The organism is Priestia sp. 53B2 (assembly GCF_056099005.1).
The window spans coordinates 1,000,784-1,025,761 of record NZ_JBLZXA010000020.1; the positions used below are offsets into that span (position 1 = coordinate 1,000,784).

Below are 24,978 nucleotides of genomic sequence, written 5' to 3' on the forward strand. Positions count from 1 at the left end.
CAATAGCCTCTCTTGTTATGAAAGGGCAGGCTTTATTCTTTGCTTTATATATGCTGTGATCAGTAATAGCATGGGAATTGCTATATGAAAAGGGAGGTGCAGTAAATAAGGAACAACTTTGAGCCCTTCATTTATATGAGCTTGGTAACTAGGAGCAATCATCAGTGAGGAGAAAAAAATAACACCGCCAATTAAATAAATGTTTGTAACAGAAGGCTTCATTCGAAACAAATCAGCCGTGCCAATCACGGCACAAAAGAAATAGATGGTTATTTTAACAAAGCCTAAAATGACCATTAAAATAAGAATAAAAGTATCCAGCCTTTGAATAAAACTAGCTATGTTAATGTAATTCACAGCTGTAAGAGCTGGAAAAGAGGATCTTAAAACAGTCTCTGGCCCGAGCACACACAAAAGAATAATTGAATTAATCGTTAAGACAATTCCTCCTATTATAATGGCGGATAACCCAATTGCTGTAGCCTGACTCTTTTTATTCAAATAAGGAAGAATCATAGTAAAGGTAATCAATTCCCCGAAAGGGACAGTAATGCCAAGAGGAACTAATTCTTTCCCTATGTTTCCCCATCCATTTGCTAATACGGGTTGAAGGTTCTCCACCTTGATATAGCCTCCTACTACATATAAAACATTCAATATAAAAAGAGTCAGTAAAATAACAACAAAACATAAGCATGTAACTCGTGCGAATGCTTCTATTCCTAAGTAAATACTATAAATTAAAACAAAGGTCATGCATATGCCCAGCGTAATAATCGATGTAACATAGTAAGAAGAACTAATCAGTAATTCTTCAAAATCTCTTAGTACTCTAGAAGCAATATAAACAAAATAGATAATATAGCAAAAGCTGATAGCACTGCCTACGTATTTACCCCAGATTTTAATGAGGTAGCCAGTCAAAGGCATATTAGGGTATCTCTTATATAAGGAGATATAGACTAAATACAGTACACATCCAAAAAAAGTAGCCAAAAGGGGGACTATCCATGCATCTTGCCTAGCAGCCTTTCCGATATCTAAAAGCAACGTACTGCCTAATATAAAGATAAACATCATACAAAATAATTGAAACCCATCGATTTTTATTTTAGTCAATGCTTTTTCAGCTCCTCATCTAATTTACCTCATAAGGATTTGTCCGCATTCCGGTATTTATAATACTGACGTTCACATTCATCGATATCTTCGCGCTTGAAAATAGATTCTCCCAATTCTGTTTATGCTGACGCCAATAACTAGGGTTGGTTCGAGACAAGCTATCACCAAAGCCAAATATATCTACCTTTTCTTTTAAATTGATTTTATGGGGAAGGCCACTTAATTATTATGAAACTATAAATCAAAGGTTACCTAGTGAATTATCTTATCTAACCTCAAAAAATACTTAAGAACGCTGAATTTTAAATTTTATTGCCTTTTTCATCAGAAGCTTATTATTTGAAAAAGGGGATTCTGGTAATAATTATGAATACAATCTACAATATGTTTTAAATATATTCTTCAAGAATTAAAAATCCCCCCATCTTAGGCTTGCTAAGGTGGGGGAATTCAGTATAAGAACAATTTTAAAAATCGAATACAAGCTTATTAAAACTCACTTTCGTCTATTTCGTCTTATTTTTACGTAAGTAGTCGGTGATGTACCAATGACGTTCCCACAGGAGTCTAATGCTTTTACTTGAAAATAGGGGCCAACTGCCTGAGCACGAATATCTGTTTCAAATCCAGTACGAGGGGTACTAAATACCACTACTGCTAATCTAAAAGCTGTTGGTCCTGCAAGTACCTGCCAAGCAACTGTTTCTGTTGAACCATTCCATGATGCGTAAATTGTAGCCTCACCGTCATGCAATAAGTCTACAGTTATGCTAGGCGGATAAAGTGGTAGATTGATCAATACTTTTTAGCAGTTCTTTTAATTAATCACAATTACTTTGTAAGGGAAGCCGCAAATAATAACGATTACATATTAACTAGTCCCTCTATATGGAGACGTTAGCTCAAAGTGTTTATTAACAATCTAAAAAAGCAAAGTTAGATGATAAAAATGTAAAAATTTAATAATTTGGTTTTTATTTGTATTTAAAGAAATATTTTATAGGAGATTAGTGTTAAAATAATGAAAATCCTAGCTTTTAGGGTTGCCTTTAGTATATATGGTTATTCTATTGTAAACAAAACCTTTAGCATAACAGCTTACATTTCGGAAAGGGGAGAAGCGGATGGAATCTATTTGGCTCGAATACGTATGGGCATTATTGATTCTAATCGGGTTAGAAGGGTTATTGTCAGCCGATAATGCTCTTGTACTAGCAGTTATAGCCAAACATTTACCCGATGACCAGAAAAAAAGAGCGATTAATTACGGAATTCTCATGGCATTTATTTTTCGATTTGGAGCTCTTTTTGCCATTTCATTTATTGCCAACGTCTGGTGGATACAGGCCATAGGAGCAGTTTACCTTCTTTATTTAGGTTTCAAGCATATCATTAAGGCACGGTTTGGGAAACATAATGAGAATATTCATAATGATGATGAAAAGGAGTCTGCTGGAAAGGGATTTTGGCCGACAGTGGGAAAAATTGCGTTAGCTGACCTTGCTTTTGCCATTGATTCTATTTTAGCTGCGGTCGCTATAGCCCTTGGACTTCCGGATTCACAGTTTGGAGAAATCGGTGGTATGGATGGAGGGCAGTTTGCCGTTGTAGTTCTTGGAGGGATCGCAGGTCTTATCTTAATCAAGTTTGCAGCGACCTGGTTTGTAAAACTCCTTGAAAAGCGACCTGCCTTAGAAACGACAGCATATGCCATTGTTGCATGGGTTGGTGTGAAACTTGCTGTTATTACTTTTGCGCATAAAGATATTGGTGTCTTAGATCCTCATTTTCCTCATAGCACCACTTGGACCCTGATTTTCTATGGAGTACTAGTTGGTATCGCTCTATTAGGTTGGTTTGCACCGGGTAATAAGTCATCAGAGAAATCATCGGCCTAAAAGGAAATCGAGTGTAATAAGCAACTGTAAATTAGACTTCTATTAGACATTATCGTTTTTTGTTATCTTATAGAAAATACGCTTTCTAAATTTATCAATTATGCGGACTTTTTTCATCAAAACGAAGCCTCATTTTTAACATTTAAAAGCATGTTTAGCTTTTATAGAAAGAGTGAACTTTGCTGATTCATGCGTAGCTATCAAGTGCGTTAATCCAAGCCGGGTTAACGCACTTTTTAATTGAAACTAGTGCGCAAACGACCCTGGTTATTTTATTTATTATTTTTGTTCCTTTTATGAGAATCAGTAAAATAGGAAATTAAGAAAATCCCAATAAAAAAACCAATAAAAAGACCGATAAGACTTTCTATTTGAAAATTTTCTTCTCCAATTATTTGACCGTAAATTACCTGAATATAACACCAACGAAAGAGAGAACAACAGCCGTGATCGTAATACGTAAAAAATTAATAAAATCACACCTTTTTATAAAATATATTACCCTCTTTTACAATATTAAAAAGGTCTAGAAATAAATCCTCACACTTTGACAATTATAATTATATGGATTAGAAAGAAAATAACCTAAGAACATAAGCGAGTTAAGGTTACATAAAAAGTTCTTTTTCGATATGTCTAAAGAGGAAAAGAATTCTATATTTTATTCTCTTGAAAATAGATAATTCAACCTATTTTATACAATATTCAGATAATATTTTATAGTCTTTTATCCCATATCCGAATAAATTGGTTTTAATTGGCTGCTGGAGGATACACCTATTAGTAGAAGGACATATTCTATAGGGGTAGAGGAGGAGAAAATAGTGAAAGAAATTAAAGTAGCAGAAAATAGCGGTCAGGCAAATAAATTCATTGAAGATTTCTTTAAAAAAGGGTTTAGTAAAAGTGAAATTTATTTATTAACCTATAACAAAGAGCGCTCGGAATATTTAACAGCTACAACAAATACAAAAGCATATCGAGTTTCTGATCAAGGAGTTTTTGAATCTGCAGTTAATAAGTTATTTTCTCGTGAAGATGAACTTCATTCTAAAATGGCCTCATTAGGTTTAACGCGAGAAGAAGCTGAAAAATGTGTCGGTGAAATGAAACAGGAACGTATAATCATTATCGCAAAGAAAGATATGTAATGGTTTTCTTATACAATAACCTTTGAAAGAACTAAGTGATAGAGAAAAATTAGTAAACCTTGCTAGCATGTTGCTTTATATATAATATTTGTTCTTCTGTATGAATGTTTTATGAATCGGAAAGATACTGAATGAAAAGTATCTTACAAGAATCATTTACTAATCTCATATGGAGGTGAAAGGATAATGATTCAATTTCTTGGTATTCACATAGGGACGTTATACTTTCCTACAAGTATCCTTCTAATTACTTTATTAGTTTTAGTAGGTTTTATTATTTATTTTCTTAGTAAAAGAAAAAGAAATAGAGATCAAACGATTCATTCGAATGAGAATAGGGTAAAGGGGAAAAGAGGACAAGATAAAATTCTGTAAATAACCTAAAAGAAGAATTACTGTGTTTTGTCATCAAAAAGAATTGCAGTTTGAAGTGAAATTAGATCATCCTAGTCCTACAATTTCTGATACAGCCTTACACGACGGTTTAATCCGGTAAGAAAGTAATTTTTAAATAAATGTAGAGAGGGCCCTTGAATTCATTTCTAAGGGCTGTTTTTATTTTTATTATGTAAAAAACAGATCATCTTTTAACCTTCCATTTTTTAATATTTCTTATTTGTATATTCAAAGAGCAGTTTATTAGCGTTTTTTAAGCTCCTAAACAAGCCATTGAACCCTTGATAAATTTGAAATAGTAGTCTAACCTTCTTATTAAGGAGTGAAAATTATGAATGAAAACATTTCGGGTATCGATTATCAGGAAGTCATTGAATATGCATTAGATCCACTTATTATTCATTCAAATCATAAGATTATATATGTCAACCACGCAGCTGAACATTTTTTTCGAGGGAAAAGGGAAGATATTATAGGTGCAAGTCCTTTAGATATATTTCAAGAAACATCTAAGGCAGCGATAAGAAAAAGAATTCAATCGGCTTACGAGCGCCCAGCAGAGCTCATAGAGGAAAACATATTTAGAATGGACGGGACCACTGTTAATGTTGAATTATATTGTCATCCCTTGCTGCTGGGAGGTAAAAAAGTAATCCAAACCTATGTGAGAGATATTACGGTAAGAAAAGAGAGTGAAATAAGACAAAAAGAAATAATAAAGCAAATAAATGAACTGTCTACAACTCTTGTTCCTCTTTTAGAGGGAATTGCTGTACTTCCCTTAGTAGGATCCATAGATGAGGAAAGAGCAAACCAACTTTTAATGGCGGTTCCAGTAAAAGTGCAGATGCAAAATATAAATTGTTTAATTATAGATTTTTCCGGTATTTATACATTGAATTCAATTGTAACGGAGCATCTTTTTAAAATTAATAGCGTTATGTCACTACTTGGAGTGCAATGTATCTTAACAGGATTAAGACCAGAATTATCTCTCTCTGCTGTACAGCTAGGTATTAATTTAGATTCTACTCCGACAATGGCTACTGTAAAAAATGCACTTCATTTTTTAGGAATTACTTCTAGTAAATAACCGGTAAAATGAAAATAACTAAAGCAACTTTTACGTTTTTAAAGATACATATAAGAGTTGTATCTAGTGACGTTGGAAGAAAAATGGACTAAAGGTAAACAAAAAGGACGCTATGTAATGTCTTATAAAGTGGATCGCAGCAGTGTCTCAGGGTATGGCGGAAGTGGTACAACACCCCCTTATTATAAGAAGATATTACAACAATAAATAGTAAAAATTAAGTTTATGAATAAAGGAGCTTTGATCTATGTCTAAAATTTCTCTAGCAGAGGCTGTGAAATTGAAAAGTGTATTATCAAAACGAATACATGAATTAGAAGAAGAGATGGACCGAGTTGCATTGGTGCCCTTACTTATAAGTTAAGTAAGGGCCTTATTTATCTTATTTTTATTAGAAAGCTTTCAGTATAATAACACCTGTAATAATAAGAGTAACCGAGATAATCTTTCTCTTGTTTTTTGATTCCTTAAATATATAAATACCTAACAGCGTTGTACTAACAATTGTCAGCCCTGCCCATATGGCAAAAACGACGCCCATTTCAAAATAGTGTGTCGTTAGAGAAATAAAATAAATACAAGCAATGAAGAGTAGAAATGCGCCTATCGTAGGAACAGTTTGTCTGAAGCCTTTAGATAGTTTTACACACATTTGCCCTGCAATGCCTAAAACTAAGCCAATCGTTAAAAATGCGTATCCCATTACGCTGTGCTCCTTTCTTTAAAGCTCCCTTTAATGTTAAGAGAAACTGCACCGATTATAATAAGAGAAACTCCTAAAATTTTAGATAAGGAAATAGTTTCATCAAAAAAGATAATACCTGTGACAACAACAAGTACGGTTGCTCCTCCTGCATACAAAGCACTTGCTACTCCTACTTCACCTTTGGCGTTAAGTAGCATATAAGCAGCAATTGAAGAACAATAAAATAATATGGCAAAAACAGTAGGAACAAAGTTTGTGAACCCATTTGTAAGATTAAGAAAAAATACTGCGATTACCTCCAAGATGATGGCAAGAAACAATAGTAAATAAAACAATCAGATTTCCTCCTTTCAGTCACCTCATTTTAAGAACTTTACGTAATTGCTACTAAATAGCTGCAGTGGCACTCGGATGTCATTATTTTATCTAGAGGTTGATATCTTGTAAAATAATGATAAATGATTGTAGATATCACTATTATTAATACCTAAATGAATGTAAGTGGAAAGGAGGATGTTTATGGAAGTAGAAGATATACGCATATTTATGGCTGTAGCAGAATACGGCAGTGTAAGCCTTGCCGCTGATAAGCTAGGTTATGTTCAACCAAATGTAACAGCACGTATTCGGTCTCTTGAACGAAAAATTGGACACCCATTGTTTCATCGTCACAGACGCGGAATGACATTAAATGTAGAAGGTCGAAAACTTTTAACGTATGGAGAACAAATGATGAGGCTGATGGATGAAATACAGAAAGCTTTTCAAGATGAGCGTAACCTTGTTGGATCATTATGTATTGGATTAGTTGAAACGGTAGTAGGGTTTCCTGAAATCATTTCTTCCTATCATAATAAGTACAAAAATGTAGATATTTCTCTAGTATCAGGAGTCAGTACACAATTAATAGAGAAAGTTCTTAAGTTTCAGTTAGACGGGGCATTTGTAGCAGAACCAGTAAATGTATCAACGCTGGATCAAATTCCGGCTTTTGATGAAGAAATTGTACTTGTGTGCAGTGCAAATAAAAAAGGTAAGAAGCAGATTCAGTCTGCCAAAGAGTTACTGCACCTACCATTCATTTTATTTAATGAAGGCTGCCAATATAGAGAAAGACTACAGCAATGGTTAAAAGACGAACAAATAGTATCACCAAAAATTATGGAATTTGCTACACTTGAAACGATTATGGGGACAGTAGTTTCTGGTCTTGGTGTGACACTTATAGCCCGGTCATTAGCGGAGAGATATGAGAGGGAAGGGTTAGTACAACTTTTTTCAATACCTGAGCCTTACAGAAACCTCAGGATTGTCTATGTTCGTCGCTCCGACTCCTATCTAGGAGTAACCGAGCGTGAATTTATAAAGACAATCAGCGAAGTAAGAGAAGGGAAAAATCAGAGAACGAATTGAATCGATTATAGAAGATATAAACGAACACACGATTGTAGAAAGAGTTGACTCGGACGAAGTAGGAGGGCTAAAGATCTTTTTATCTCAAGGTTATTTAGTAGAGGTGTTTCCGGATACGTCAGAAGACGATGAATATAGTGAGTTCTGGAGACTTTTCAACCGGAAGGAAGACAGCCCTCACTTTGTTGTCACAGGAAATGGTATTAAAAACGAGTAATCTTATAATTAAAGAAAAGAAAAAAGCACAAACCCGTTGGTACCAAACGTTTTTGTGCTTTTTTCTTATTTTATAATTGAGTTACATATAATCATAAGCGGAATCATCAAAATAGAGCCAGTGATAATATTCAACCTGCGGATCTGTCATCTTCGAAACTTCTTCTTCATTGAATTTTTGATACTCAACTAATTTCTGCACTTTAGAATTTCTTTCCACTTGGCTCATTTTAAATCCTCCTTATAGTTTGAGAAGTAACAATGTATTTAAATTTAGAAAGCGTTTTCTTTTGTTCTTGTTTTTATTATATATCTCAATATGAGATTAAAACAATATCAATTATAGATGATTTTTCAAAAAACAATATAGAAATGGTATTTAAGCTACATAACCGGTATTTATCAACAATATTCCCCCTAACGGATTTTGCCGAGTCCTTATTAAAACATAAACTTTTTATATCTATACATCTCATTTTTTTAGTTGAACTTATTTTTTATAAAAAACTTACACATATGAACAACTATGTTTATTTAGCTGGACCCAACTGCTGCAAGGGTTCTTTTTTGTGTTTGGTTCCTATAGGAGTGTTTATGTTAACTAGCTATATGTTGTCCATCTTGACTATTTAACTATGGCACAGTGAGGAAGGGTTTCTCCAATTTTTAAGGAATTTATTAATTACTGTTATATGTAAATATAGATATTTATTCTGAAGGGGGCTGGGACTATGAATGTTTCTATCCTAAATAACTTAATGGGAAAAATAAGCATCTAAAAAGGACAAAGGGGAGTTCAATCAATGGACAGAAATAAATTCTCATCAATTGCCCACAGAGAACATTTATTTAGTAACCCGATCAGTGAAACTAAAATCAATAGAATTATTGATTTTCTTCAGTTAGAACCTCATGCAAAAGTGTTGGATATCGGGGCTGGGAAGTGTGAATTGTTAATACGTTTAGTTGAAAAGTATGGTATTGGAGCAATAGCCGTAGAGTCATATGAAGGTTCTATTTTAGAGGCAAAGCAACAGGCCAAAAAAAGAATTCCTGAAGAAAAAATTACGTACATTGTACAAGATGCCAAACAAGTGATAAGTGAATACGTTAATCATTTTGATGTAGGAATTTGTGTGGGTTCTACTCATGCTTTGGGGAGCCTGGAATTAACGTTACAAGCTCTTAAAAGAAATGTCAAAAAGGGCGGATTTATTCTAGTAGGAGAAGGGTACTGGAAAAAGAAACCTAGTCAGGAATATTTAGATGCACTTGGTGGAGCGGATGAGTCAGAATTAAAAAAACACCATGAGAATGTTTTTATCGGAGAAAGTATGGGGCTCGTGCCGATTTGGTCAGTTGTTGCAAGTGATGATGATTGGGACGAATATGAAGGACTATATGCTATGTCTATGGAAAAATATTGTTATGAAAACCCGAACGACCCTGATTATCACAGTATGTTAAATAAAATTAGATCATGGAAACGTACTTATCTTACATGGGGCAGAGATACTTTAGGATTTGGTCTTTATCTTTTTCAAAATCAATAAATTTTAACAGAGCCTGAGATTACTTCCATTATGGAACAAAAAATCTGAGCAAGAGGTGAGGATAAAAAAAGAAGGATGATCTTACAGGTTCTGGTTTTTACATAGGAATCATATTGGTCTCTTTGCTGACTTGGGTTCTCCTTCTATTGGTATATATCTTACTGCTAGTTTTCAAGGATTTGCACCTCAAGAAATGTTTATATATAAAAAGAATCCTTTGCTGATATTGGCAAAGGATTTTCAAATTTATTGGAATAGGGGGGAATACGTTATTAGTCTGTCCAGTTTTATAGATTAATATACTGGAAAGATAAAATATTATCATTTGTAAATAAATCTATTTTGTTAAATGGTAAGGTATATCGTTGAAAGTAATAAAGTAATTTAAGTAAATGTTAAAGCATCTAAGAAATATAAAAAATTTTATTATTTATACTCAGTGGCGACAAATGGGTTGTTTTTCTATACAGGGAGTAATAACTAACTCTGTTATTTAGCTATATAAACGTATTGAATTTACTTATCAAAAAGAAAACTGAGTAAAAATTCAGTTCTTTTGGTCTGGTTATTTTATTGATTATTTTGAGCCTTCTTTATTATAAAAAATAAAGAAGATTGCCTTCATATTACATAAATAAAGATCTAAACTATTCTATTTCGAATAAAAATCATTATAAGATTCAACAAATAATATTTATCTCATCATTAAATTGAAATTTATGTAAAAAAACAAATAAATTTTATTAACTTGAAATTTGGTAGTATTGGCATTTCATTATACTTCGAATATTCATTATATTTATCCTACAGAAATATACATTTGGTTTTTTCTGTATATAGCATATTAAAGTTAGGGGGGATTAGAGTAGCTGAGTATAAACACCCCACTGTAAAAACAGAAAAAGTACTAACATAAGTAATAAAAGTGGATTCATCCATTGGTTTACAAGCCGGTATTGGCTGTTCCATCAAGATTTTACGCAAGGACTGTTAACATCAGTCTACTTTTTCTTACTAAAGTATCTAAATTAAAATAATACAGGAGTGAAGAATTTGCGAGTAAAACTTTGTCTTTCCGCACTATGTTGTCTTTTTGCTGTGATGGGATTTATACCAGTTTCTACGGGCGCGGCGTATGCGGAAAAAGAGTATACGATTAATTCGTATCATTATTTAACAGTGGATGGAAAAGATGTGAATTTCCAATCTAAAGCGAATAACATTGCCGACACAGATATAAAAGTAATCATGGTTCTACCTAAACAGAATAAAAATGGTGATTGGTTGGCGTATGGATTTACGAGCAGGGAAGCTTTGAACGCATTTATTGAAAAAGATAAACAGAAACTTCAAAACAAAGTCAATATGATGGGCAGTGGTTCCTGTTGTACCGATTTCTATGAGTCTAAAAATAAAGGTGGACAGTATATTTATTGGAGAGACGGGTTTAAAAATTTGCCCTCGAGCTGGAATGACAGAATTTCATCCTTAAGTACGGCATCACCTTCTTCAAGCTATTCCACGACGCTGTGGGAGCATACTTCATCTCAAGGATATGGGAAAGGAGTTTCCTTTAGACACTCCGATTGGTATGGTAAAACTGCTAATATGGCGTCGGATTGGGACAACAAGGCTTCTGCAATCGAAATTAAATAATAGGTGATTGCCAACGGCCAGGCTAAAGTTTTTTGTTAATATCGTTGCTTAATTCCTAAAAAAACCATTATGATAACTAGCTCTATAAACTAGAAATAAAGCTAGCTTAACACAGCTAGCTTTATATTTTTTATACCGTTTTCCAGATCTGTAAATTTTCACCTGTCGTTCACTTTGTTATAAAAACTCTTTAACATTTTCATCATGTTACGGCCCGAAGTTCTTGACATTTGATCATTATCTTCATCATCATGAGTACTCAGGTACCAGCTTCCTTTGTTATCTTCATTTAATCTATATACCTTATTGGTTCTACTATCTGTATAAAAGTTTCCATCCTTCAGTCTCACACAATCCCCCCTCTACCAAGTGTCTATCCTGTATTATGCCCAAGATATCAATTTTATGAAAAATTTCATATACACAAAAACAGCAGGTTTCTTAATACGCTTATTATTTTGTAAGTAATATACAGAGGTGAAAAAATGGTGAAAGTTCATTGAATTTATGTACTGCTAGTAATTTAAATTAAGGTTTATTCAGATACATATATTTCCATTTTAAAATTTTATCTATTTTTCTGTATTTGCTATCTTCGGTTCTGTGTGTTACGCTTAGGTTAATTATTTTTGTTCGGTGTAGGATTGAGAGAAGAGAAATCTCTTCCATAGAAATTTTCATCTTAAGATAGTATGGTTGGACAAGGGTAGTAATACAAGTGTGGAGTATTCCACACCAGGAGGCAATATTATGGAACAAGGTACAGTAAAATGGTTTAATGCAGACAAAGGCTTCGGTTTTATCGAAATTGAAGGCGGAGACGATGTATTCGTACATTTCAGCTCTATTCAAGGTGAAGGCTTTAAATCATTAGAAGAAGGTCAAAAAGTAACGTTTGACATCGAACAAGGCCAACGTGGAGCACAAGCTGCTAACGTTCATAAAGTAGCATAATTAAAATGAGTAAAAAAGACTCCACCTAGGAGTCTTTTTTTTACTTTTGATTTCACTAGCTAGCAAAAAACATATTATATTTCATTTTAAAATCTCGTTATAATAGAAAAACCAGCGTTTTAAGTCTGGTCTCTGAGTCATACGAAGGGTACAAGGTATGGCCTAGTTATACCATACGCTAGAAATACGAAGCAAATATGGCATGTTTGTTTGGCAAGCAGGTTACTTTCAGTTAAAGAAGTACCGTAAGTTTTTTATAAATTTATACAACAGCCGGGCATAAATTATTTTTGATGGGGATTAGGAGACGCATCTAAAAGCCGTTCTCCTGTTCTCATTTTATGGCCACATAAAGGACACTTTTGATGATTTTGATAAGAGAAATTTTTTCTCATCCAACCATTACATTCTTCTGATTCACATTCCCAAATCTCTATTTTTTCTTTAGGTAAGGGCTCTTGATTTTTCTTCCTATGGTTATAATACATAACTGTATCATCCCTCCTCCTAAATAGTATACCTTTTAAAAGAGAAATAGTAAGAACCATATCTTTCTAAATTAAAACACACTTTATAGATCTTATAAAAATTTATAAATACACGGAAGTGCGGATAAAATAAGGCATGAATTCGCCTTGTATAGATACGCTAAAATAAGATGTTCGTGAATAATAACACTGATTTCCAATACGCAGAAATGAATAAATAATATCTCTGGTTAAAGAGTACTTTTCTCATTTCTGAATTTAAGTAAGAGAAGGAGCGCGAAAAAATGAAAAAATTTTCTGATTTTAATTTAAGCAAGGAAATTGAAAAGGCAGTTCATAACTTGGGTTTTGAAGAGGCTACGCCGATTCAGGCTGAAGCTATTCCGATAGCTATGACGGGTAAAGATTTAATTGGACAAGCTCAAACCGGTACTGGCAAGACAACAGCTTTTGGCATCCCCCTTATAGAGCGGGTTGAGCTTGGTGAAGAAGGGATTCAGGGAATAGTTTTAGCACCGACACGTGAACTGGCTATTCAAGTAGCTGAGGAGTTAAATCGAATTGGACAAGTAAAAGGAGTTAAAACGCTACCCATTTATGGAGGGCAGGATATTAATCGTCAGATCAAAGCTCTTAAAAACAGACCGCATATTATCTCGGCAACCCCAGGACGCCTTAAGGACCATATGAAAAGAAGAACCATTCGTTTAAATCATATTCGTACAGCTGTTCTGGATGAAGCAGATGAGATGTTAAACATGGGTTTTATTGAAGATATCCAAACGATCCTTGGTGGCATCTCTTCTCCCCATCAAACCTTACTATTTTCAGCAACCATGTCCAAGCAAGTACAAAGTTTAGCGCAGAAATTTATGAACGATCCTGAACTCGTAAAAGTAAAAGCGAAGGAGTTAACGGTAAAGAACATTGAGCAGCAATATATGGAAATTCCAGAGAATCGAAAATTTGATGTTCTTTGTAATCTTGTAGATCTTCAATCACCAGAACTTGCTATTGTGTTTGGACGCACAAAAAAACGTGTGGATGAACTTGCTGAAGGGCTAAAAAAGCGTGGGTATGCAGCAGAAGGCATTCATGGAGATCTTACGCAATCCAAACGTGCCGATGTAATTCGTCAATTCAAGAATCATACGATTGAGATTATGGTTGCAACCGACGTTGCAGCAAGAGGACTTGATATTACAGGTGTTAGCCATGTCTACAATTTTGATATTCCTCAGGACCCTGAAAGCTATGTTCATCGTATTGGCCGAACAGGACGGGCAGGTACTAAGGGATTGGCAGTTACCTTTATAACTCCAAGAGAACGTAATCACTTAAAAGTGATCGAAGATGTCACGAAAACCAAAATGTCTAGACAATCACCTCCTACTTCTAGTGAGGTAATGGCAGGGCATCAGGAAGCAATCATTCACCAGGTTTTGACCGCTATCGACAAGGGGGAGTTTGTGGAATATAAGCCAATGGCGGAAAAGTTATTAGAAGAAGTGGATTCTGTTTCTTTACTGTCAGCCACTTTAAAGCTCTTAACAAAAGAATCAAATATGACCCCTTTCCAATTAACTGAAGTGGCACCGCTTCGTAATAAAAAGGCAAAAACAGAACGTAAGAGAAATAGAGGTAGAAAAGAAACAGCAGGCCGTAAAAAAACGTATAGAAAATAATCCTTGATTACTTTTGATGCGAGAAAGGATAAGGGCTATGAGTGAGAAAATATTTAGTAATGGAGAAATAGTAAATATAAGAGTATCGAATGAATCAGTGACAATCTTAAAAAGTCATTATGTAAAAAACATGAAAAGATACTCTTATACAGTCGACAAATATCCAAGTACCTTTTTCTTTGAAGAAGAATTAAAAAAACATGAACTATAATTATTGATGAACAAGTTTTGATATAAAAATCTTTTTAAATAAAAACAGACTCTGAAAATAGAGTCTGTTTTTTATTATGGTTTCTTATGCTTTATTTACGTTTGTCGCTTGTGGTCCGCGTTGCCCCTGTTCGATATCAAAAGTCACTTCTTGACCTTCATCCAAGGATTTAAAGCCTTCACCTTGAATAGCTGAGAAGTGAACAAATACATCTTCTCCACCTTCACGCTCAATAAATCCAAAACCTTTGTCAGCATTAAACCATTTCACTTTACCGTGTTCCATTTTTTGTTGCCTCCTAGAATGAATATAGAAAATAAAACCAGATTATCATTAAATCTAGCTTATTTATTATATTATCCCAATAGAGACATCTTAAACTTAAATTAATGTGATCTTTCTAACTTTCTTTATCAGTACTCACTTCACTAAAAAGGTGATTAGGGTATGACGATCTACATCATAATGAGATTCTCGTGCAAAAACTTCAAAATATTTATAAATGATCTTTTAAACATGGAAAGGATGAAAGCCGAAAATTAGCCAATGCCCATACAATCATTATGGGCATTGTATTCATAAGTATGAACCTAAATTAGATGAGAGAGCATAATGAGACCGGTCTGTCCAAAAGAAAGGGAAGTTCACTGGGAATTTTTTGAATAGTAGTGTAAAAATAGATTCTATTAGATAAGAATCCATGTACCTTTTTCATATAAATACAACCTTCGCACTAGCATCCGTAAACTTGTTTACAAATAAAAAATGACGCCGTTGGAAGCGCCATTTTTTATAGAATAGAGAAGGACACACCCCATGCACGGGCGGTACTCTTAACACATCGTCTTGATTTGATAATACCCAGTGTTTAAATTTAATAAACCTTTTTTTTGGTATGACGATTTATGCAGAATATCTACATGTACCTTTTTAGTGAACATAAGGTTTCCTAGAGGCATCAATCAAAAGAGTTCTTACAAGTGCAGTTTTTCATGAAGAAATTTCAAATAATCTCCAGCATTCTACTGGAGATTATTAAGATTATTGATTAAATTTCTCTGGAAACTGCTTCACAACTCCCGCAGATATAGTACCTGCCATTAAGATAATATGTGAGACTCCTTCATCAATTGCAACGATTCTTGCTTCCCAATCTTTTTCTAAGCTTGCAGATAAATCATTTGTCACTAATTTTAGATGCATATACAGTAATTTTTTCAAATCTTCATTTTTCAAATAAGGGTTAGCCTGGCTAAGGAACGCTGCTATATCATCAGCATTTCTATACCATTCTTTGTTTAATTGATTCACCAAGGCTTTCTTTCCCGTTTTAGCCGCATCTACAATCTTGCCAGCAATCACAATATGTTCCTTAAGCAAAGCCGTAAGTTTGTTCCCAGCTTTCTCTCCGTATATCGGCTTCAAAGCATTCCCGATATCTTCCTGATTTTTTAATAACCTTGCCAACACCTGTTTTTGGTCTTCTGATCCTGCTGTTGTTGCACTTGTAATATAATTGCTTGTCCACAATACATGTTCCATCCAAAGTCTTCTAAATTCATTTTCAAACTTTACCTGAGATTGACTAACACGATGTTCTTGTGTTTCAGCACGAGCACTACTTGGTTCAACCAGCATGTTTAGCGAAAACAACAACATAAATCCCATCAATAATAATCTTTTCATAAAAACGGCTCCTTCCAATTTAAACGAATATGCGTCTTATTGTTTGTATATGGGATTTTTTACATTCCTTAAAATGTTACTTTCTAATAGTAATTTTTTATAGGTTATCTCCACATTTTCAATCAGCCAACATAGAGGAAGGGTTACAGAGGATACCTTTCTGTAAGGTTATAGCAGAAAAAATAAAGCCTTTTTTGTTCACTAATAAAGAAACAGTCATTGAGGTCTAATTTCCTTCCAATCTTTTTGACGCATCCAATTATTTATACATTCTCTAAAAAATGTATTTAACATAAGAACCTAATGGCAACACTATAAACAATAGTTAGTGAGTATGATTTCATTCCATATATTTACGATTTCGGTTAGTTAAAACTAGAAAAAACGAGATAAGAATTAATGAGCTATTTCTTTCACATAAGCTTGTCAAAATACTATCTAAAGAGAGGTCGAACAATATGAAAGTGACGGATATACTTGTTCAATGTTTAGAAAATGAGGGAGTTGAATATATTTTCGGAATACCTGGTAAAGAGACATTGGATTTTATTGATTCCTTATCTAACTCTAAACAGATTCAATTCGTGAATGTGCGGCATGAGCAAGGAGCTGCTTTTATGGCAGATGTATACGGAAGGTTAACAAACAAAGTAGGCGTATGTTTATCAACATTAGGACCCGGAGCTACTAATTTATTGACAGGTATATCTAGTGCAAAGCTAGACCATTCCCCTGTTGTTGCTTTAACAGGACAGGCTGCTTTGGGGAGACAACATAAAGAGTCCCATCAATATATGGACATTGTTAAAATGGTAGAACCGGCCACGAAGTGGCGTGTTCAAATAAAAGATTCACAAACGCTTTCTGAGATTATTCGAAAAGCATTTAAAGTTGCACAAATGGAAAAGCCAGGACCCGTAGTAGTAGAATTGCCAGAAGACTTAGCAACTCAAATCGTTCCCATTAAACCTATTTCACCTACATCTATACCCGTAAGTATACCTATACTGGAGTCAATTCAGGCTGCCAATACTCTTATTAAGCAGCATGAGAGACCTTTTGTTATTATCGGTAACGGCGCTGTTAGACAGGGAGCCTTGGATGAGCTTCAACCATTTATTGAACGCCTTCAATCACCGGTTACCCATAGTTATATGGCTAAAGGTGTATTATCTAAAGATCATCCGAAAAATTTCTTTACGTTTGGATTTAATGAAAAAGATGAAGTGCTCCCAGGCTTAAAGGAAGCTGACCTACTTATTGTAATGGGGTTTGATTTTGTCGAGAAGTTACCCAAAGAATGGAACACAGAAAAAACACCAATTTTACATATAGATACTTTACCGGCAGAAATAGATGAATATTATCCTATAGAAGTCGAATTGGTTGGAGATATAAAACAGACTTTACGAGTATTCAATCAGCTTGATATTCCTTCTAAACCATGGATTCCCTCTGGTAATCTCCAGAAACAAATTAAGCAATCTTATCACATTGAAGAGAAAAAGATAGACAGCAATTTGCTGCCTTTGACAATCGAGAATATCTTGCATAGTATTGACAAGCTCTCTTCAGAGGAAACAATTGTGATTTCAGATGTAGGAGCTCATAAAGTATCTATAGCCCGAACTTATCAGCCCAAAAACGCTAACAAGTTCATTATATCAAATGGTCTAGCTTCCATGGGTATTGCTTTACCAGGCTCAATTGGAGCTAAACTAGCCTGCCCTAATGATCCAGTTATTTGTATTACTGGAGATGGAGGAGCTTTAATGAATTTTGCAGAAATAGAGACGGCAAAGCGCTTAGGGATTTCATTCGTCATTATTGTTTTAAACGACTCTACATTAAAAATAGAGCAGGAAATGATGAACAAAAAGTTTGGTAAGAGCTATGGAGTAACTTTTACAAACCCAGATTTTGTTCAACTGGCAACCAGCTTTGGAATTAAAGGAGAACGAGCAAATAGTTTAGTTGAATTTGAAAATATAATGAAAAGAGCCTTGGAAAATTCAGATGAGATTGTCCTAATTGACGTTCTTCTAAAAAGCTGATTGCGATTTCTCCATTATTTTAACGAGTTATCTCTATTACGGGATTAATTTGGAGATTCACAAGGAAATAAATGTTTTTAATTTTTTTAAATAAGCTAAGCTGAGTTCAACCCAACTCCAACTATAAAGGAAAGTAAATACAAAAATTAAACCAGTAGTAGAAAGAGAAAAATTCTTGGAAATCACGGGACCTAGTACTGGGAATTTGAAACCGTACAATAAGGTGATAATTCCAACAGTTAATAGGGTGGCCCCACTTACAATAATGTACAATCTCTTTTTAAAAAAGTAAAAAGCAGCTCCTATGCCCATTCCCAATATTCCTGTTGTAAAAGGAAAAATAATAAGTTCACTTGGCTGGATAACCAGAAGAAGCAGATTTGTTAATATATAGGTAATAAACCCTAGAGGGAGCGAAAGTACAAAACAAAAAAGAATGGGTGCAGTAGATAATGGACTAATGGAAATTCCTATTCCTGGTAAGAAACCTCCTGCTGATTGAAAAAGGGCTGCTAAGCTGGCGAAAAGAGCGCCTGATACAAGCTGGTTAGTTTTAGATAGTCTATTAAAAAGAAGCTGCGCAGATTTTACTTCATTTGAAAGAGACTTTAAAAAGTACATGAATTTCACCTCGGTTAACTGTGTTTACATTATAAGGGGTTAAAGATTAATTTAGACCACTGCCCGATATATTAACTCTTATGTGTAATATATAAAGAAATTAAGAGGGAGGATTAATAAGTCGCATTTACTTTTACAGAAATAGGTCGTATCCGTTAAGATAAATTTCTTTATCTTTTTAAAGGTATGTACTGTAGCCCATAAAATGAATCTTTTATGGGCTTTATTGATTAAAGGCTTTTTTATTTTCTAGAAAGTTCATTTGCTCATTCCTATAAAATAGCTGGTGAAAAAATTAAGCTATAATTTTTTGGGGAAATTAATGTTTAGTCGAATTTTATAAGTGTAAATCATGGAACAATTTCAAAAACAGTACCTTGATTAAAGTCAGACACTTTCATAGAGCCATAAACTCCTAAATACAGCCTGGTTTGATCCAGATTCGTTCCCAAACTAACGTAGTAAGCCGATTGAGAACCAAAATTATAATCAATTTCCACAATACTAAAATCATTTAGCTTACAATCTGTACCTGCCTTGGTATAAGCTAAAACTCCTCTAACTGGGGATTGAGATTCATTAACCTGGGCAATATCCGTAAACATAACGCTTCCTGTTAAGCTAGGGATTTTGTTTCCCATATATGGCTGAACTCCTGTAAGGGAGGTCCCTCCAAATTTATTAGGGCGGGGATCTTTGTGAAAATAACTAGTTAAAGGCTGAAGACGTCTCGCTGAAGTTTTTACTGCTTCATTGTAATAAGCAATTATTTTCTCATCCAAGGCCGGATTTTCAGAACACCTTTTTATAAATGAAGTTGGAAAATCTCCTTCCCATCCCCGCCATCCAAGGTTAATAAATCCTTCTTGGTTGGGTTTAGCTCTCATTAAAGAAGCTTGAACAAGTTGAGGAACAGGTATTGGCTTATAATGAACAAATGAAAAAATAGACTCTACCACGTCTTGTCCCACGTTTCCCACATATTTGATGTACTGACTATAAAATTTTTGAAATGAAATGCCCGTTATATTGCGAACTCCTTTGGCAATGAGCGTAAGGGTTTCCTGAATAGGTGAAGGGAGTTCATGAAAGCGTGTGACTGCGGGTGGATTATGGATGAATGTATTCTTACTTACATCAATTTCAATTATTTTTCCGTAAATCTCCATATCATCCTGACTTAAATTAAAGGGGTCATATCCTGATCCGCCATCTCCGATTGTTAAGATAAGTTTTCCAGTTTCAGGTGAAAAGTTTAAGCTGTTGACACCATTATGATTAAAAAATGGTCTTCTTAAGTTAAGTAACGTTCGTCTTTTTTGAGGTTGACCATTTGGTTGGAAAATCCATTCTTCCACTGTATCAATATGATCATATTTAGTTTCTCTATTTATCCACTTTAGTTTTGAAGTTTTAGGATCACACGGGTTAGGCTTAAAATGTTCGGAAAGTGCACCTGGTCCTTGTGTTCCAGCTACTGAGTAATGAAGATAAAACAGACCTTTATAATAAAATTCTGGATGAAACGCTAGCCCTAGCAGTCCTCGTTCATCATATCCCCCGCGAGAAACACCTGGTTCAGAAGTACCCAATTTTAGGATTTGTGAGCGAATATCTAAAAAAGTCTGTATAGCTTCGTCTCTTATATAAAAGATCTCTCCTACTTGGGTGGCAATAAATAAGCTTTCAAATGAGTCACCTGGAAGTATAGCTGTTTTTAAAACGGTAGGTAAATTTATCTTACTAACAATAGGCCGTAAACTAACCTTAGCTTTGATCAACTAACTTAACACTCCTTTTTAATGTTTTCTCTTATAAGAATATGATTATAACTGTTCTATTAGTATCGATACTATTTTGTAAAGTGCGGTAATTTAATTGGGAGACCTAATCGAGAAGCTTCTTTCATAAAACTTATTTAGTGCTGGTTAAGCCTGCTATTTTCTTCTCTCAGCACTCAAGATTCTCCCAGCGTTCATAACTATTTGTGACTTCCCAAAATTGAAATTAAGGAAAAATAATAATTAATTCACAAAAAATAGTGATATTATTTTATGAATTGGAAAAGAATATGACTTGTGAAAGGAGTGAATGTAAATGTCTATGAAAAACTGGTTAACGGGATGGGTCGTTTTGTTTGCGATGGTTATCGGTGTGATAACTTCAGGGTCACTCGGCGTTTTGGCCGAATCTGACGTGGTAAGACAGCAAGCCATGGAGGTTCAGTTGAACGATGATTACTTTAATCCAGAAACCATCACTATCCCGAGTGGAAAGACGATAACATTGATATTGAAAAATGAAGGTCAGAAAGAGCATACCTTCACAGTAGAAAAACTCGGCATTGACGCTGAAATCCAGCCTGGAAAAGAAAAAACTATTACCGTGAAACCACAAAACCCAGGTACATATGAACTGATATGTAGGTATCATTTTAATAGTGGAATGGTAGGGAAAGTAATAGTCAAATAACAAGCAGGGCCAATCGGTCTCTGCTTTTTGAAGTGAATATAGCATACTTTCTCAGTTAACATAACGGATTTTAAAGGTATGAATAAATCGTTCACAATTTCAAAAAAGTAATAAATATTAATTTGAAATATATACTAAATGAAGAAAAGGCACAGGAAAGTATAGAATAAAAACAGCATCTATATCCAGATTATTAAAAAACGTATTCTTAATGAGCAATGAGCATTATTTAATTAAAAGGAGGAATTTTATATGGGGAATAACCAATCAAATGATTTAGAGCAGGTATCAGAGAATAATACAGATGAAACCGAATTAGGTGATCTTGAGAAAGAGTTTGTAACAAAGACTGCCAAGCCTTCTGATCCTTATCCGCATAAGTATTATACTGGAGACACTTCTATGGTTTCTAATGTTGTGCCAGGAAACGATAAAGAATAAAAGTTTCTTTTATATTAATATATAAGGGGAAATTTAAAACAGTTAAGCTTAAGGTCTGCATTTTTTCAGAAGCAAAATACACCTCATAAAAATATAGTATATCTCCTTTATTATTTTAAATTAAAAGTAATCGCTTTCATTTTTTGCTTTCCCGAAATCATTTGATAGGTTATAATAAATATCTACAAAAATATTAAATGATATGTAAGTAACAAGCAATTACACCCTTAATATTTAACTAAAAAGAAAAACTCTCTTAAGGCATTAGGGGAGTTTTTCTTTTTTATGTATACCATGTAGGGGGAAATTTACCCTAATAATAGGACGAACTCATTTTTCAATTCTAACTAATGTTTTTTCCGGCATGTCAATATCGTCAATGTCAAAGTAATGGATGTTTAATGTTAATTTCCTCTCTTGTTCTTCAGCTTCTTCCCCTACCCAACAACTATACAATTCAAAAAAGTCTCCTGACTTAAGATAGCGGTCCATCAATTTGCATAGTGCAATCTGTTTCTCTTTTGATTCTTTACGCCTGCTCTTATTCATATATTCCGTAATTTCAATTCCCCAGTCACTTGCAACTTCATAAACATAAAGGGTAGTAAATTGATGTTTCTTTATGTTCAATCGATTTCTTTCATCTGAAAAGCAGCTCCCAATAGTAACTAAATCATCTAATTCATTATTAATAGGTAATTCTACGTTCGAACCTATATAAGTAGCCAAACTCATTTGTATTCACTCCGTTCCTCATCTAAATAACCGATTAAATTTTGTGAAACTAACCTAGTTTGTTAACATCCTAAGAAATACATCCTGTTATCAAAAAGGTTTTTCACTAAACTTTATTACAAATAATCGCGTTTTATTCAAGGTTCACTATTATTCTGCTTAATGAGTAGGCTACGAAATGTTTATATATCTGTAAATGGGGGATTTACCATATAAGAACATTGATACTTAATTGGAAGGAGAATGAAAAATGAACAATAATACTGAAACCGTTGAAAATAAAGTAGGGGATAAACTAAATGAAATGAGTCAAGAGAAGAAAGACAACATCCTTTCTAGTTTTAACGAATTTAAAAGTTACTTAGGAGATAAAGTCACAAAAGGTGAGAAACTAGGGTTAAATGATAATCAATTAGCTCTAGCAGCTAAAAAAATAGCTGATTATCTCGCGGCACATGAGGAGCCACAAAATGAAGAGCAATACTTGTTACATGAGTTATGGAAAGTTGGAAACGAGGAAGAACAACATCATCTTGCTCATATGCTTGTTAAATTAGTTAAAGAATAATCTAAATCAATTATAGATTGCTTTTTGCCCTTATTTATTAGGGATTCAGGTGTATTCAACAACGTAGCAAAGAGCCACTTGTTTTACGCAAGTGGCTCTTTATAATGGTTATGTGTCAGGTAATATCGTTGCAGAAGTAAGAATAAGCTGAGATCGAAATATGTTATCTAAAAACCCTTTTATTGACGACTTAATAAAAATGTATAACTACAGAAAAGAAATAAAGGTCGGTTATTTTCTTCTCTTTTTATTCATTTTCTTTAGAATCTTCTTGGCAATGCTCATTTAAGTATAGGTTCTCTGTCGTGGCAAAATTAACAGATTGAAGGCTAGTTTCAGGATCCATTCCATAATAGCCTTTTAGTTCTGCATTTTCTAGCTCGCCACTTCTAAGTTGTGGTTCTTTTTTCTCTTTCATGCTGCACCTCTTTTTTCTTATAAATAAAGCTTATAGAAATATGGTATCAGTTATTGGGTTCTATTTGGAGATGGAAGAAAAGAATGTAAAAAAACTACATTCTTCCTTTCCGACTTTTTATTTTTCTTCTAAATCAAGGACTGGAACCATACGGTCTTCATCATGTGTTCCTCTCGCATGAACGGTAGCCATACTTGATGTTTCATCTACACTTTTAATCCAAATAGGAACTCCGTGGTAATGAACATCAATTTCCTTGGGGGAAGAAAGAATTTGTTTAGCTCGATTTATTTCCATGTTATCACCTCATTTTTTAGTATGTCCCTGTGATGCATCAATTAAAAGATAAAGCTATATTTCCTCAACAATAACTTGACTACATTCTATAACTCACTTCGTCAAAATTTAATCTATCCTTTAACCTTACACGAATCGAACATCAATGGGTTTGCTTAACCTCATTTTATTCTTTAATTAATTCGAATACGTATAAATACGAAAAATGAGCACATACTGTACCTAATCAGATTCCTCCTTTTGCTGACGAATCGTTTCTCCTTTAACATGTTAAGTTTACAAAAAACATCTGTCTTCACAGGTGTTTTTTATTTTGAGAAAATACATTAATTTGTATACAAACTAAGTTTTATTTTACTTCTAGTAGGGGAATAAAATAGTAAATTAAATCGGAGAGGATGAGGGATTTATGAGAGAGATGGAGGTAAAGAACCTTCAAAGGTCAGAACCTAAATTTAGAAAGGCTGAATCAGAATACTTAAATAAGGCAATCGAAGAATATTTCGTTCGTCGTACATACCATAATGCACCAGTAGTTGATGCACTTCGATATGTACTAACGATTGATAATAAAATTGAACGTTTAGAAAGTGCCGTTGAACTTTTTGGAGATAATATTAAAGAAGTAAATAACCAAGATATTATAAACTATTTAAATCAATGTAGATGTTATAAGGAAATAAGAGATATAGTCTAAATTTGATGCTATCTTATGAAAAAATTTATTGTTCATAAATAACCAAAAGGGGATCGGAGATATGAACTATAAACAAAAGGATTATTATATTAGCACAAAAGAAAATGAATATTATAAAGTACTAAATGTAGTCGATTATATGTTAGAGGAGGCAAAAAGCAACAATAAATATCCTATATGGGGTGAAAAGCTAAGAACTGAGTTAAAAGAAAATACTGGAAACAATCTTACTCCCTGGAATTTTAATACAATAATATCCGTACTTTTAGATTACGTACCTGATGAAGTAAAGAATAAACCTAATGCTAAGTCACTCTAAGTGAACTGAACCCGAAAAGTTAGACCCTTTATCTAAGCAGCGAATGAGGATTGAATTCTGTATTCTACAGGGGTCAATCCTTTTAATTTTACTTTTATTCGTTTGTGGTTGTAATAAACAATATACCT

General features: G+C 33.8%; 29 protein-coding genes. 14 read left to right on the top strand and 15 right to left on the bottom strand.

Features of this window, described 5'->3' with window-relative positions:
- Window positions 1-15: 15 nt before the first annotated feature.
- From ACN6NE_RS19230 to ACN6NE_RS19240, 3 genes are all read right to left on the bottom strand, one after another.
- The gene (locus ACN6NE_RS19230) at window positions 16-1,119 is read right to left on the bottom strand and encodes a GerAB/ArcD/ProY family transporter (RefSeq protein ID WP_474326585.1); all 1,104 of its coding nucleotides are present in this window, start codon (window positions 1,117-1,119) and stop codon (window positions 16-18) included.
- Window positions 1,120-1,138: 19 nt separating this feature from the next.
- Window positions 1,139-1,324 carry a Ger(x)C family spore germination C-terminal domain-containing protein gene (locus ACN6NE_RS19235; RefSeq protein ID WP_276319796.1) on the bottom strand — a complete coding sequence of 62 codons (186 nt, stop codon included), beginning with the start codon at window positions 1,322-1,324 and terminating at the stop codon, window positions 1,139-1,141.
- A 294-nt stretch (window positions 1,325-1,618) separates the two neighbouring features.
- Entirely contained in the window at window positions 1,619-1,921 is a 303-nt protein-coding gene (locus tag ACN6NE_RS19240) for a hypothetical protein (RefSeq protein ID WP_240702635.1), read from the bottom strand.
- Window positions 1,922-2,246: 325 nt separating this feature from the next.
- Here ACN6NE_RS19240 and ACN6NE_RS19245 point away from each other — a divergent pair, with 325 nt between their 5' ends.
- The 3 genes from ACN6NE_RS19245 to ACN6NE_RS19255 all read left to right on the top strand — a co-directional run bounded on the left by ACN6NE_RS19245 (window position 2,247) and on the right by ACN6NE_RS19255 (window position 5,660).
- Window positions 2,247-3,020 carry a TerC family protein gene (locus ACN6NE_RS19245; protein ID WP_474326588.1) on the top strand — a complete coding sequence of 258 codons (774 nt, stop codon included), beginning with the start codon at window positions 2,247-2,249 and terminating at the stop codon, window positions 3,018-3,020.
- Window positions 3,021-3,844: 824 nt separating this feature from the next.
- Window positions 3,845-4,171, top strand: a complete 327-nt coding sequence (locus ACN6NE_RS19250; protein ID WP_129707550.1) for a YflT domain-containing protein — start codon at window positions 3,845-3,847, stop codon at window positions 4,169-4,171.
- Between the two features lie 727 nt (window positions 4,172-4,898).
- Window positions 4,899-5,660: a PAS domain S-box protein gene (locus ACN6NE_RS19255; protein WP_474326591.1), complete on the top strand. Its 762-nt coding sequence runs from the start codon at window positions 4,899-4,901 to the stop codon at window positions 5,658-5,660.
- A 391-nt stretch (window positions 5,661-6,051) separates the two neighbouring features.
- On the opposite strand, the gene ACN6NE_RS19260 is transcribed toward ACN6NE_RS19255, so the two are convergent.
- Both ACN6NE_RS19260 and ACN6NE_RS19265 read right to left on the bottom strand, forming a co-directional pair.
- Window positions 6,052-6,363 carry a DMT family transporter gene (locus ACN6NE_RS19260; RefSeq protein ID WP_129707556.1) on the bottom strand — a complete coding sequence of 104 codons (312 nt, stop codon included), beginning with the start codon at window positions 6,361-6,363 and terminating at the stop codon, window positions 6,052-6,054.
- Complete coding sequence (locus ACN6NE_RS19265; protein ID WP_474326594.1) at window positions 6,363-6,701, bottom strand: DMT family transporter; 339 nt, start codon at window positions 6,699-6,701, stop codon at window positions 6,363-6,365. The genes ACN6NE_RS19260 and ACN6NE_RS19265 overlap by 1 nt, the downstream gene beginning before the upstream one ends.
- 184 nt (window positions 6,702-6,885) lie before the next feature.
- Here ACN6NE_RS19265 and ACN6NE_RS19270 point away from each other — a divergent pair, with 184 nt between their 5' ends.
- On the top strand, window positions 6,886-7,779 hold the full coding sequence (locus ACN6NE_RS19270) for a LysR family transcriptional regulator (RefSeq protein ID WP_129707560.1): 894 nt from the start codon (window positions 6,886-6,888) through the stop codon (window positions 7,777-7,779).
- A gap of 298 nt (window positions 7,780-8,077) precedes the next feature.
- On the opposite strand, the gene ACN6NE_RS19275 is transcribed toward ACN6NE_RS19270, so the two are convergent.
- Window positions 8,078-8,224 carry a BH0509 family protein gene (locus ACN6NE_RS19275; protein ID WP_013056404.1) on the bottom strand — a complete coding sequence of 49 codons (147 nt, stop codon included), beginning with the start codon at window positions 8,222-8,224 and terminating at the stop codon, window positions 8,078-8,080.
- Window positions 8,225-8,798: 574 nt separating this feature from the next.
- Between ACN6NE_RS19275 and ACN6NE_RS19280 the strand changes: the two genes are divergently transcribed.
- The 3 genes from ACN6NE_RS19280 (at window position 8,799) to ACN6NE_RS19290 (ending at window position 12,158) form a co-directional block, all read left to right on the top strand.
- Window positions 8,799-9,548 (top strand): SAM-dependent methyltransferase, encoded by a 750-nt coding sequence (locus tag ACN6NE_RS19280; protein ID WP_474326598.1) that lies wholly within the window; start codon window positions 8,799-8,801, stop codon window positions 9,546-9,548.
- A 1,053-nt stretch (window positions 9,549-10,601) separates the two neighbouring features.
- Window positions 10,602-11,204 carry a hypothetical protein gene (locus ACN6NE_RS19285; RefSeq protein ID WP_438616521.1) on the top strand — a complete coding sequence of 201 codons (603 nt, stop codon included), beginning with the start codon at window positions 10,602-10,604 and terminating at the stop codon, window positions 11,202-11,204.
- A 750-nt stretch (window positions 11,205-11,954) separates the two neighbouring features.
- Complete coding sequence (locus ACN6NE_RS19290; RefSeq protein WP_013056405.1) at window positions 11,955-12,158, top strand: cold-shock protein; 204 nt, start codon at window positions 11,955-11,957, stop codon at window positions 12,156-12,158.
- Window positions 12,159-12,442: 284 nt separating this feature from the next.
- Here ACN6NE_RS19290 and ACN6NE_RS19295 read toward each other — a convergent pair whose 3' ends face one another.
- Window positions 12,443-12,646, bottom strand: a complete 204-nt coding sequence (locus ACN6NE_RS19295) for a cold-shock protein (protein ID WP_129707566.1) — start codon at window positions 12,644-12,646, stop codon at window positions 12,443-12,445.
- Between the two features lie 284 nt (window positions 12,647-12,930).
- On the opposite strand from ACN6NE_RS19295, the gene cshA reads away from it, so the two are divergent.
- Window positions 12,931-14,331, top strand: a complete 1,401-nt coding sequence (gene cshA, locus ACN6NE_RS19300) for a degradosome RNA helicase CshA (protein WP_474326601.1) — start codon at window positions 12,931-12,933, stop codon at window positions 14,329-14,331.
- A gap of 295 nt (window positions 14,332-14,626) precedes the next feature.
- Here the strand turns inward: cshA and ACN6NE_RS19305 are convergent, their stop codons facing one another.
- The gene (locus tag ACN6NE_RS19305) at window positions 14,627-14,827 is read right to left on the bottom strand and encodes a cold-shock protein (RefSeq protein ID WP_013056409.1); all 201 of its coding nucleotides are present in this window, start codon (window positions 14,825-14,827) and stop codon (window positions 14,627-14,629) included.
- A 756-nt stretch (window positions 14,828-15,583) separates the two neighbouring features.
- On the bottom strand, window positions 15,584-16,228 hold the full coding sequence (locus tag ACN6NE_RS19310; protein WP_129707570.1) for a glycosyltransferase: 645 nt from the start codon (window positions 16,226-16,228) through the stop codon (window positions 15,584-15,586).
- Window positions 16,229-16,686: 458 nt separating this feature from the next.
- Between ACN6NE_RS19310 and ACN6NE_RS19315 the strand changes: the two genes are divergently transcribed.
- A complete protein-coding gene (locus ACN6NE_RS19315) occupies window positions 16,687-18,282 on the top strand; it encodes an acetolactate synthase large subunit (RefSeq protein WP_129707572.1) in 1,596 nt (531 codons plus the stop codon).
- Window positions 18,283-18,339: 57 nt separating this feature from the next.
- Here ACN6NE_RS19315 and ACN6NE_RS19320 read toward each other — a convergent pair whose 3' ends face one another.
- Both ACN6NE_RS19320 and ACN6NE_RS19325 read right to left on the bottom strand, forming a co-directional pair.
- Window positions 18,340-18,903, bottom strand: coding sequence for a hypothetical protein (locus tag ACN6NE_RS19320; protein WP_474326604.1), 564 nt, complete (start codon window positions 18,901-18,903; stop codon window positions 18,340-18,342).
- A 350-nt stretch (window positions 18,904-19,253) separates the two neighbouring features.
- Complete coding sequence (locus ACN6NE_RS19325; RefSeq protein WP_474326606.1) at window positions 19,254-20,684, bottom strand: PQQ-dependent sugar dehydrogenase; 1,431 nt, start codon at window positions 20,682-20,684, stop codon at window positions 19,254-19,256.
- Between the two features lie 316 nt (window positions 20,685-21,000).
- On the opposite strand from ACN6NE_RS19325, the gene ACN6NE_RS19330 reads away from it, so the two are divergent.
- Window positions 21,001-21,375, top strand: coding sequence for a cupredoxin domain-containing protein (locus ACN6NE_RS19330; protein ID WP_129707577.1), 375 nt, complete (start codon window positions 21,001-21,003; stop codon window positions 21,373-21,375).
- Window positions 21,376-21,627: 252 nt separating this feature from the next.
- Complete coding sequence (locus tag ACN6NE_RS19335; protein ID WP_074897191.1) at window positions 21,628-21,816, top strand: hypothetical protein; 189 nt, start codon at window positions 21,628-21,630, stop codon at window positions 21,814-21,816.
- 330 nt (window positions 21,817-22,146) lie between these two features.
- Here the strand turns inward: ACN6NE_RS19335 and ACN6NE_RS19340 are convergent, their stop codons facing one another.
- Window positions 22,147-22,551, bottom strand: coding sequence for a hypothetical protein (locus ACN6NE_RS19340; protein ID WP_474326609.1), 405 nt, complete (start codon window positions 22,549-22,551; stop codon window positions 22,147-22,149).
- 250 nt (window positions 22,552-22,801) lie between these two features.
- On the opposite strand from ACN6NE_RS19340, the gene ACN6NE_RS19345 reads away from it, so the two are divergent.
- Window positions 22,802-23,119, top strand: coding sequence for a DUF3243 domain-containing protein (locus ACN6NE_RS19345; protein ID WP_129707581.1), 318 nt, complete (start codon window positions 22,802-22,804; stop codon window positions 23,117-23,119).
- 247 nt (window positions 23,120-23,366) lie between these two features.
- On the opposite strand, the gene ACN6NE_RS19350 is transcribed toward ACN6NE_RS19345, so the two are convergent.
- Both ACN6NE_RS19350 and ACN6NE_RS19355 read right to left on the bottom strand, forming a co-directional pair.
- Window positions 23,367-23,537 (bottom strand): hypothetical protein, encoded by a 171-nt coding sequence (locus ACN6NE_RS19350; RefSeq protein WP_474326612.1) that lies wholly within the window; start codon window positions 23,535-23,537, stop codon window positions 23,367-23,369.
- A 117-nt stretch (window positions 23,538-23,654) separates the two neighbouring features.
- Window positions 23,655-23,834 (bottom strand): H-type small acid-soluble spore protein, encoded by a 180-nt coding sequence (locus ACN6NE_RS19355; protein ID WP_013056420.1) that lies wholly within the window; start codon window positions 23,832-23,834, stop codon window positions 23,655-23,657.
- A 409-nt stretch (window positions 23,835-24,243) separates the two neighbouring features.
- Here ACN6NE_RS19355 and ACN6NE_RS19360 point away from each other — a divergent pair, with 409 nt between their 5' ends.
- Together ACN6NE_RS19360 and ACN6NE_RS19365 are read left to right on the top strand one after the other, a co-directional pair.
- Window positions 24,244-24,531, top strand: coding sequence for a hypothetical protein (locus ACN6NE_RS19360; RefSeq protein WP_474326615.1), 288 nt, complete (start codon window positions 24,244-24,246; stop codon window positions 24,529-24,531).
- Window positions 24,532-24,592: 61 nt separating this feature from the next.
- Window positions 24,593-24,850: a hypothetical protein gene (locus ACN6NE_RS19365; protein WP_474326618.1), complete on the top strand. Its 258-nt coding sequence runs from the start codon at window positions 24,593-24,595 to the stop codon at window positions 24,848-24,850.
- 32 nt (window positions 24,851-24,882) lie between these two features.
- Here the strand turns inward: ACN6NE_RS19365 and ACN6NE_RS19370 are convergent.
- Window positions 24,883-24,978 (bottom strand): IS3 family transposase (locus ACN6NE_RS19370; protein ID WP_157842263.1); only part of this gene is annotated, 96 nt, incomplete at its 5' end.

What these genes read in the sequence shown, in the direction of transcription:
- ACN6NE_RS19245 (WP_474326588.1), top strand. Translation starts at nt 2,247, where the DNA reads ATGGAATCTATTTGGCTCGAATACGTATGGGCATTATTGATTCTAATC.
- ACN6NE_RS19255 (WP_474326591.1), top strand. Translation starts at nt 4,899, where the DNA reads ATGAATGAAAACATTTCGGGTATCGATTATCAGGAAGTCATTGAATAT.
- ACN6NE_RS19260 (WP_129707556.1), bottom strand. Translation starts at nt 6,363, where the DNA reads ATGGGATACGCATTTTTAACGATTGGCTTAGTTTTAGGCATTGCAGGG.
- ACN6NE_RS19270 (WP_129707560.1), top strand. Translation starts at nt 6,886, where the DNA reads ATGGAAGTAGAAGATATACGCATATTTATGGCTGTAGCAGAATACGGC.
- ACN6NE_RS19275 (WP_013056404.1), bottom strand. Translation starts at nt 8,224, where the DNA reads ATGAGCCAAGTGGAAAGAAATTCTAAAGTGCAGAAATTAGTTGAGTAT.
- ACN6NE_RS19280 (WP_474326598.1), top strand. Translation starts at nt 8,799, where the DNA reads ATGGACAGAAATAAATTCTCATCAATTGCCCACAGAGAACATTTATTT.
- ACN6NE_RS19290 (WP_013056405.1), top strand. Translation starts at nt 11,955, where the DNA reads ATGGAACAAGGTACAGTAAAATGGTTTAATGCAGACAAAGGCTTCGGT.
- ACN6NE_RS19295 (WP_129707566.1), bottom strand. Translation starts at nt 12,646, where the DNA reads ATGTATTATAACCATAGGAAGAAAAATCAAGAGCCCTTACCTAAAGAA.
- cshA (WP_474326601.1), top strand. Translation starts at nt 12,931, where the DNA reads ATGAAAAAATTTTCTGATTTTAATTTAAGCAAGGAAATTGAAAAGGCA.
- ACN6NE_RS19305 (WP_013056409.1), bottom strand. Translation starts at nt 14,827, where the DNA reads ATGGAACACGGTAAAGTGAAATGGTTTAATGCTGACAAAGGTTTTGGA.
- ACN6NE_RS19310 (WP_129707570.1), bottom strand. Translation starts at nt 16,228, where the DNA reads ATGAAAAGATTATTATTGATGGGATTTATGTTGTTGTTTTCGCTAAAC.
- ACN6NE_RS19315 (WP_129707572.1), top strand. Translation starts at nt 16,687, where the DNA reads ATGAAAGTGACGGATATACTTGTTCAATGTTTAGAAAATGAGGGAGTT.
- ACN6NE_RS19320 (WP_474326604.1), bottom strand. Translation starts at nt 18,903, where the DNA reads ATGTACTTTTTAAAGTCTCTTTCAAATGAAGTAAAATCTGCGCAGCTT.
- ACN6NE_RS19330 (WP_129707577.1), top strand. Translation starts at nt 21,001, where the DNA reads ATGTCTATGAAAAACTGGTTAACGGGATGGGTCGTTTTGTTTGCGATG.
- ACN6NE_RS19335 (WP_074897191.1), top strand. Translation starts at nt 21,628, where the DNA reads ATGGGGAATAACCAATCAAATGATTTAGAGCAGGTATCAGAGAATAAT.
- ACN6NE_RS19340 (WP_474326609.1), bottom strand. Translation starts at nt 22,551, where the DNA reads ATGAGTTTGGCTACTTATATAGGTTCGAACGTAGAATTACCTATTAAT.
- ACN6NE_RS19345 (WP_129707581.1), top strand. Translation starts at nt 22,802, where the DNA reads ATGAACAATAATACTGAAACCGTTGAAAATAAAGTAGGGGATAAACTA.
- ACN6NE_RS19350 (WP_474326612.1), bottom strand. Translation starts at nt 23,537, where the DNA reads ATGAAAGAGAAAAAAGAACCACAACTTAGAAGTGGCGAGCTAGAAAAT.
- ACN6NE_RS19355 (WP_013056420.1), bottom strand. Translation starts at nt 23,834, where the DNA reads ATGGAAATAAATCGAGCTAAACAAATTCTTTCTTCCCCCAAGGAAATT.
- ACN6NE_RS19360 (WP_474326615.1), top strand. Translation starts at nt 24,244, where the DNA reads ATGAGAGAGATGGAGGTAAAGAACCTTCAAAGGTCAGAACCTAAATTT.
- ACN6NE_RS19365 (WP_474326618.1), top strand. Translation starts at nt 24,593, where the DNA reads ATGAACTATAAACAAAAGGATTATTATATTAGCACAAAAGAAAATGAA.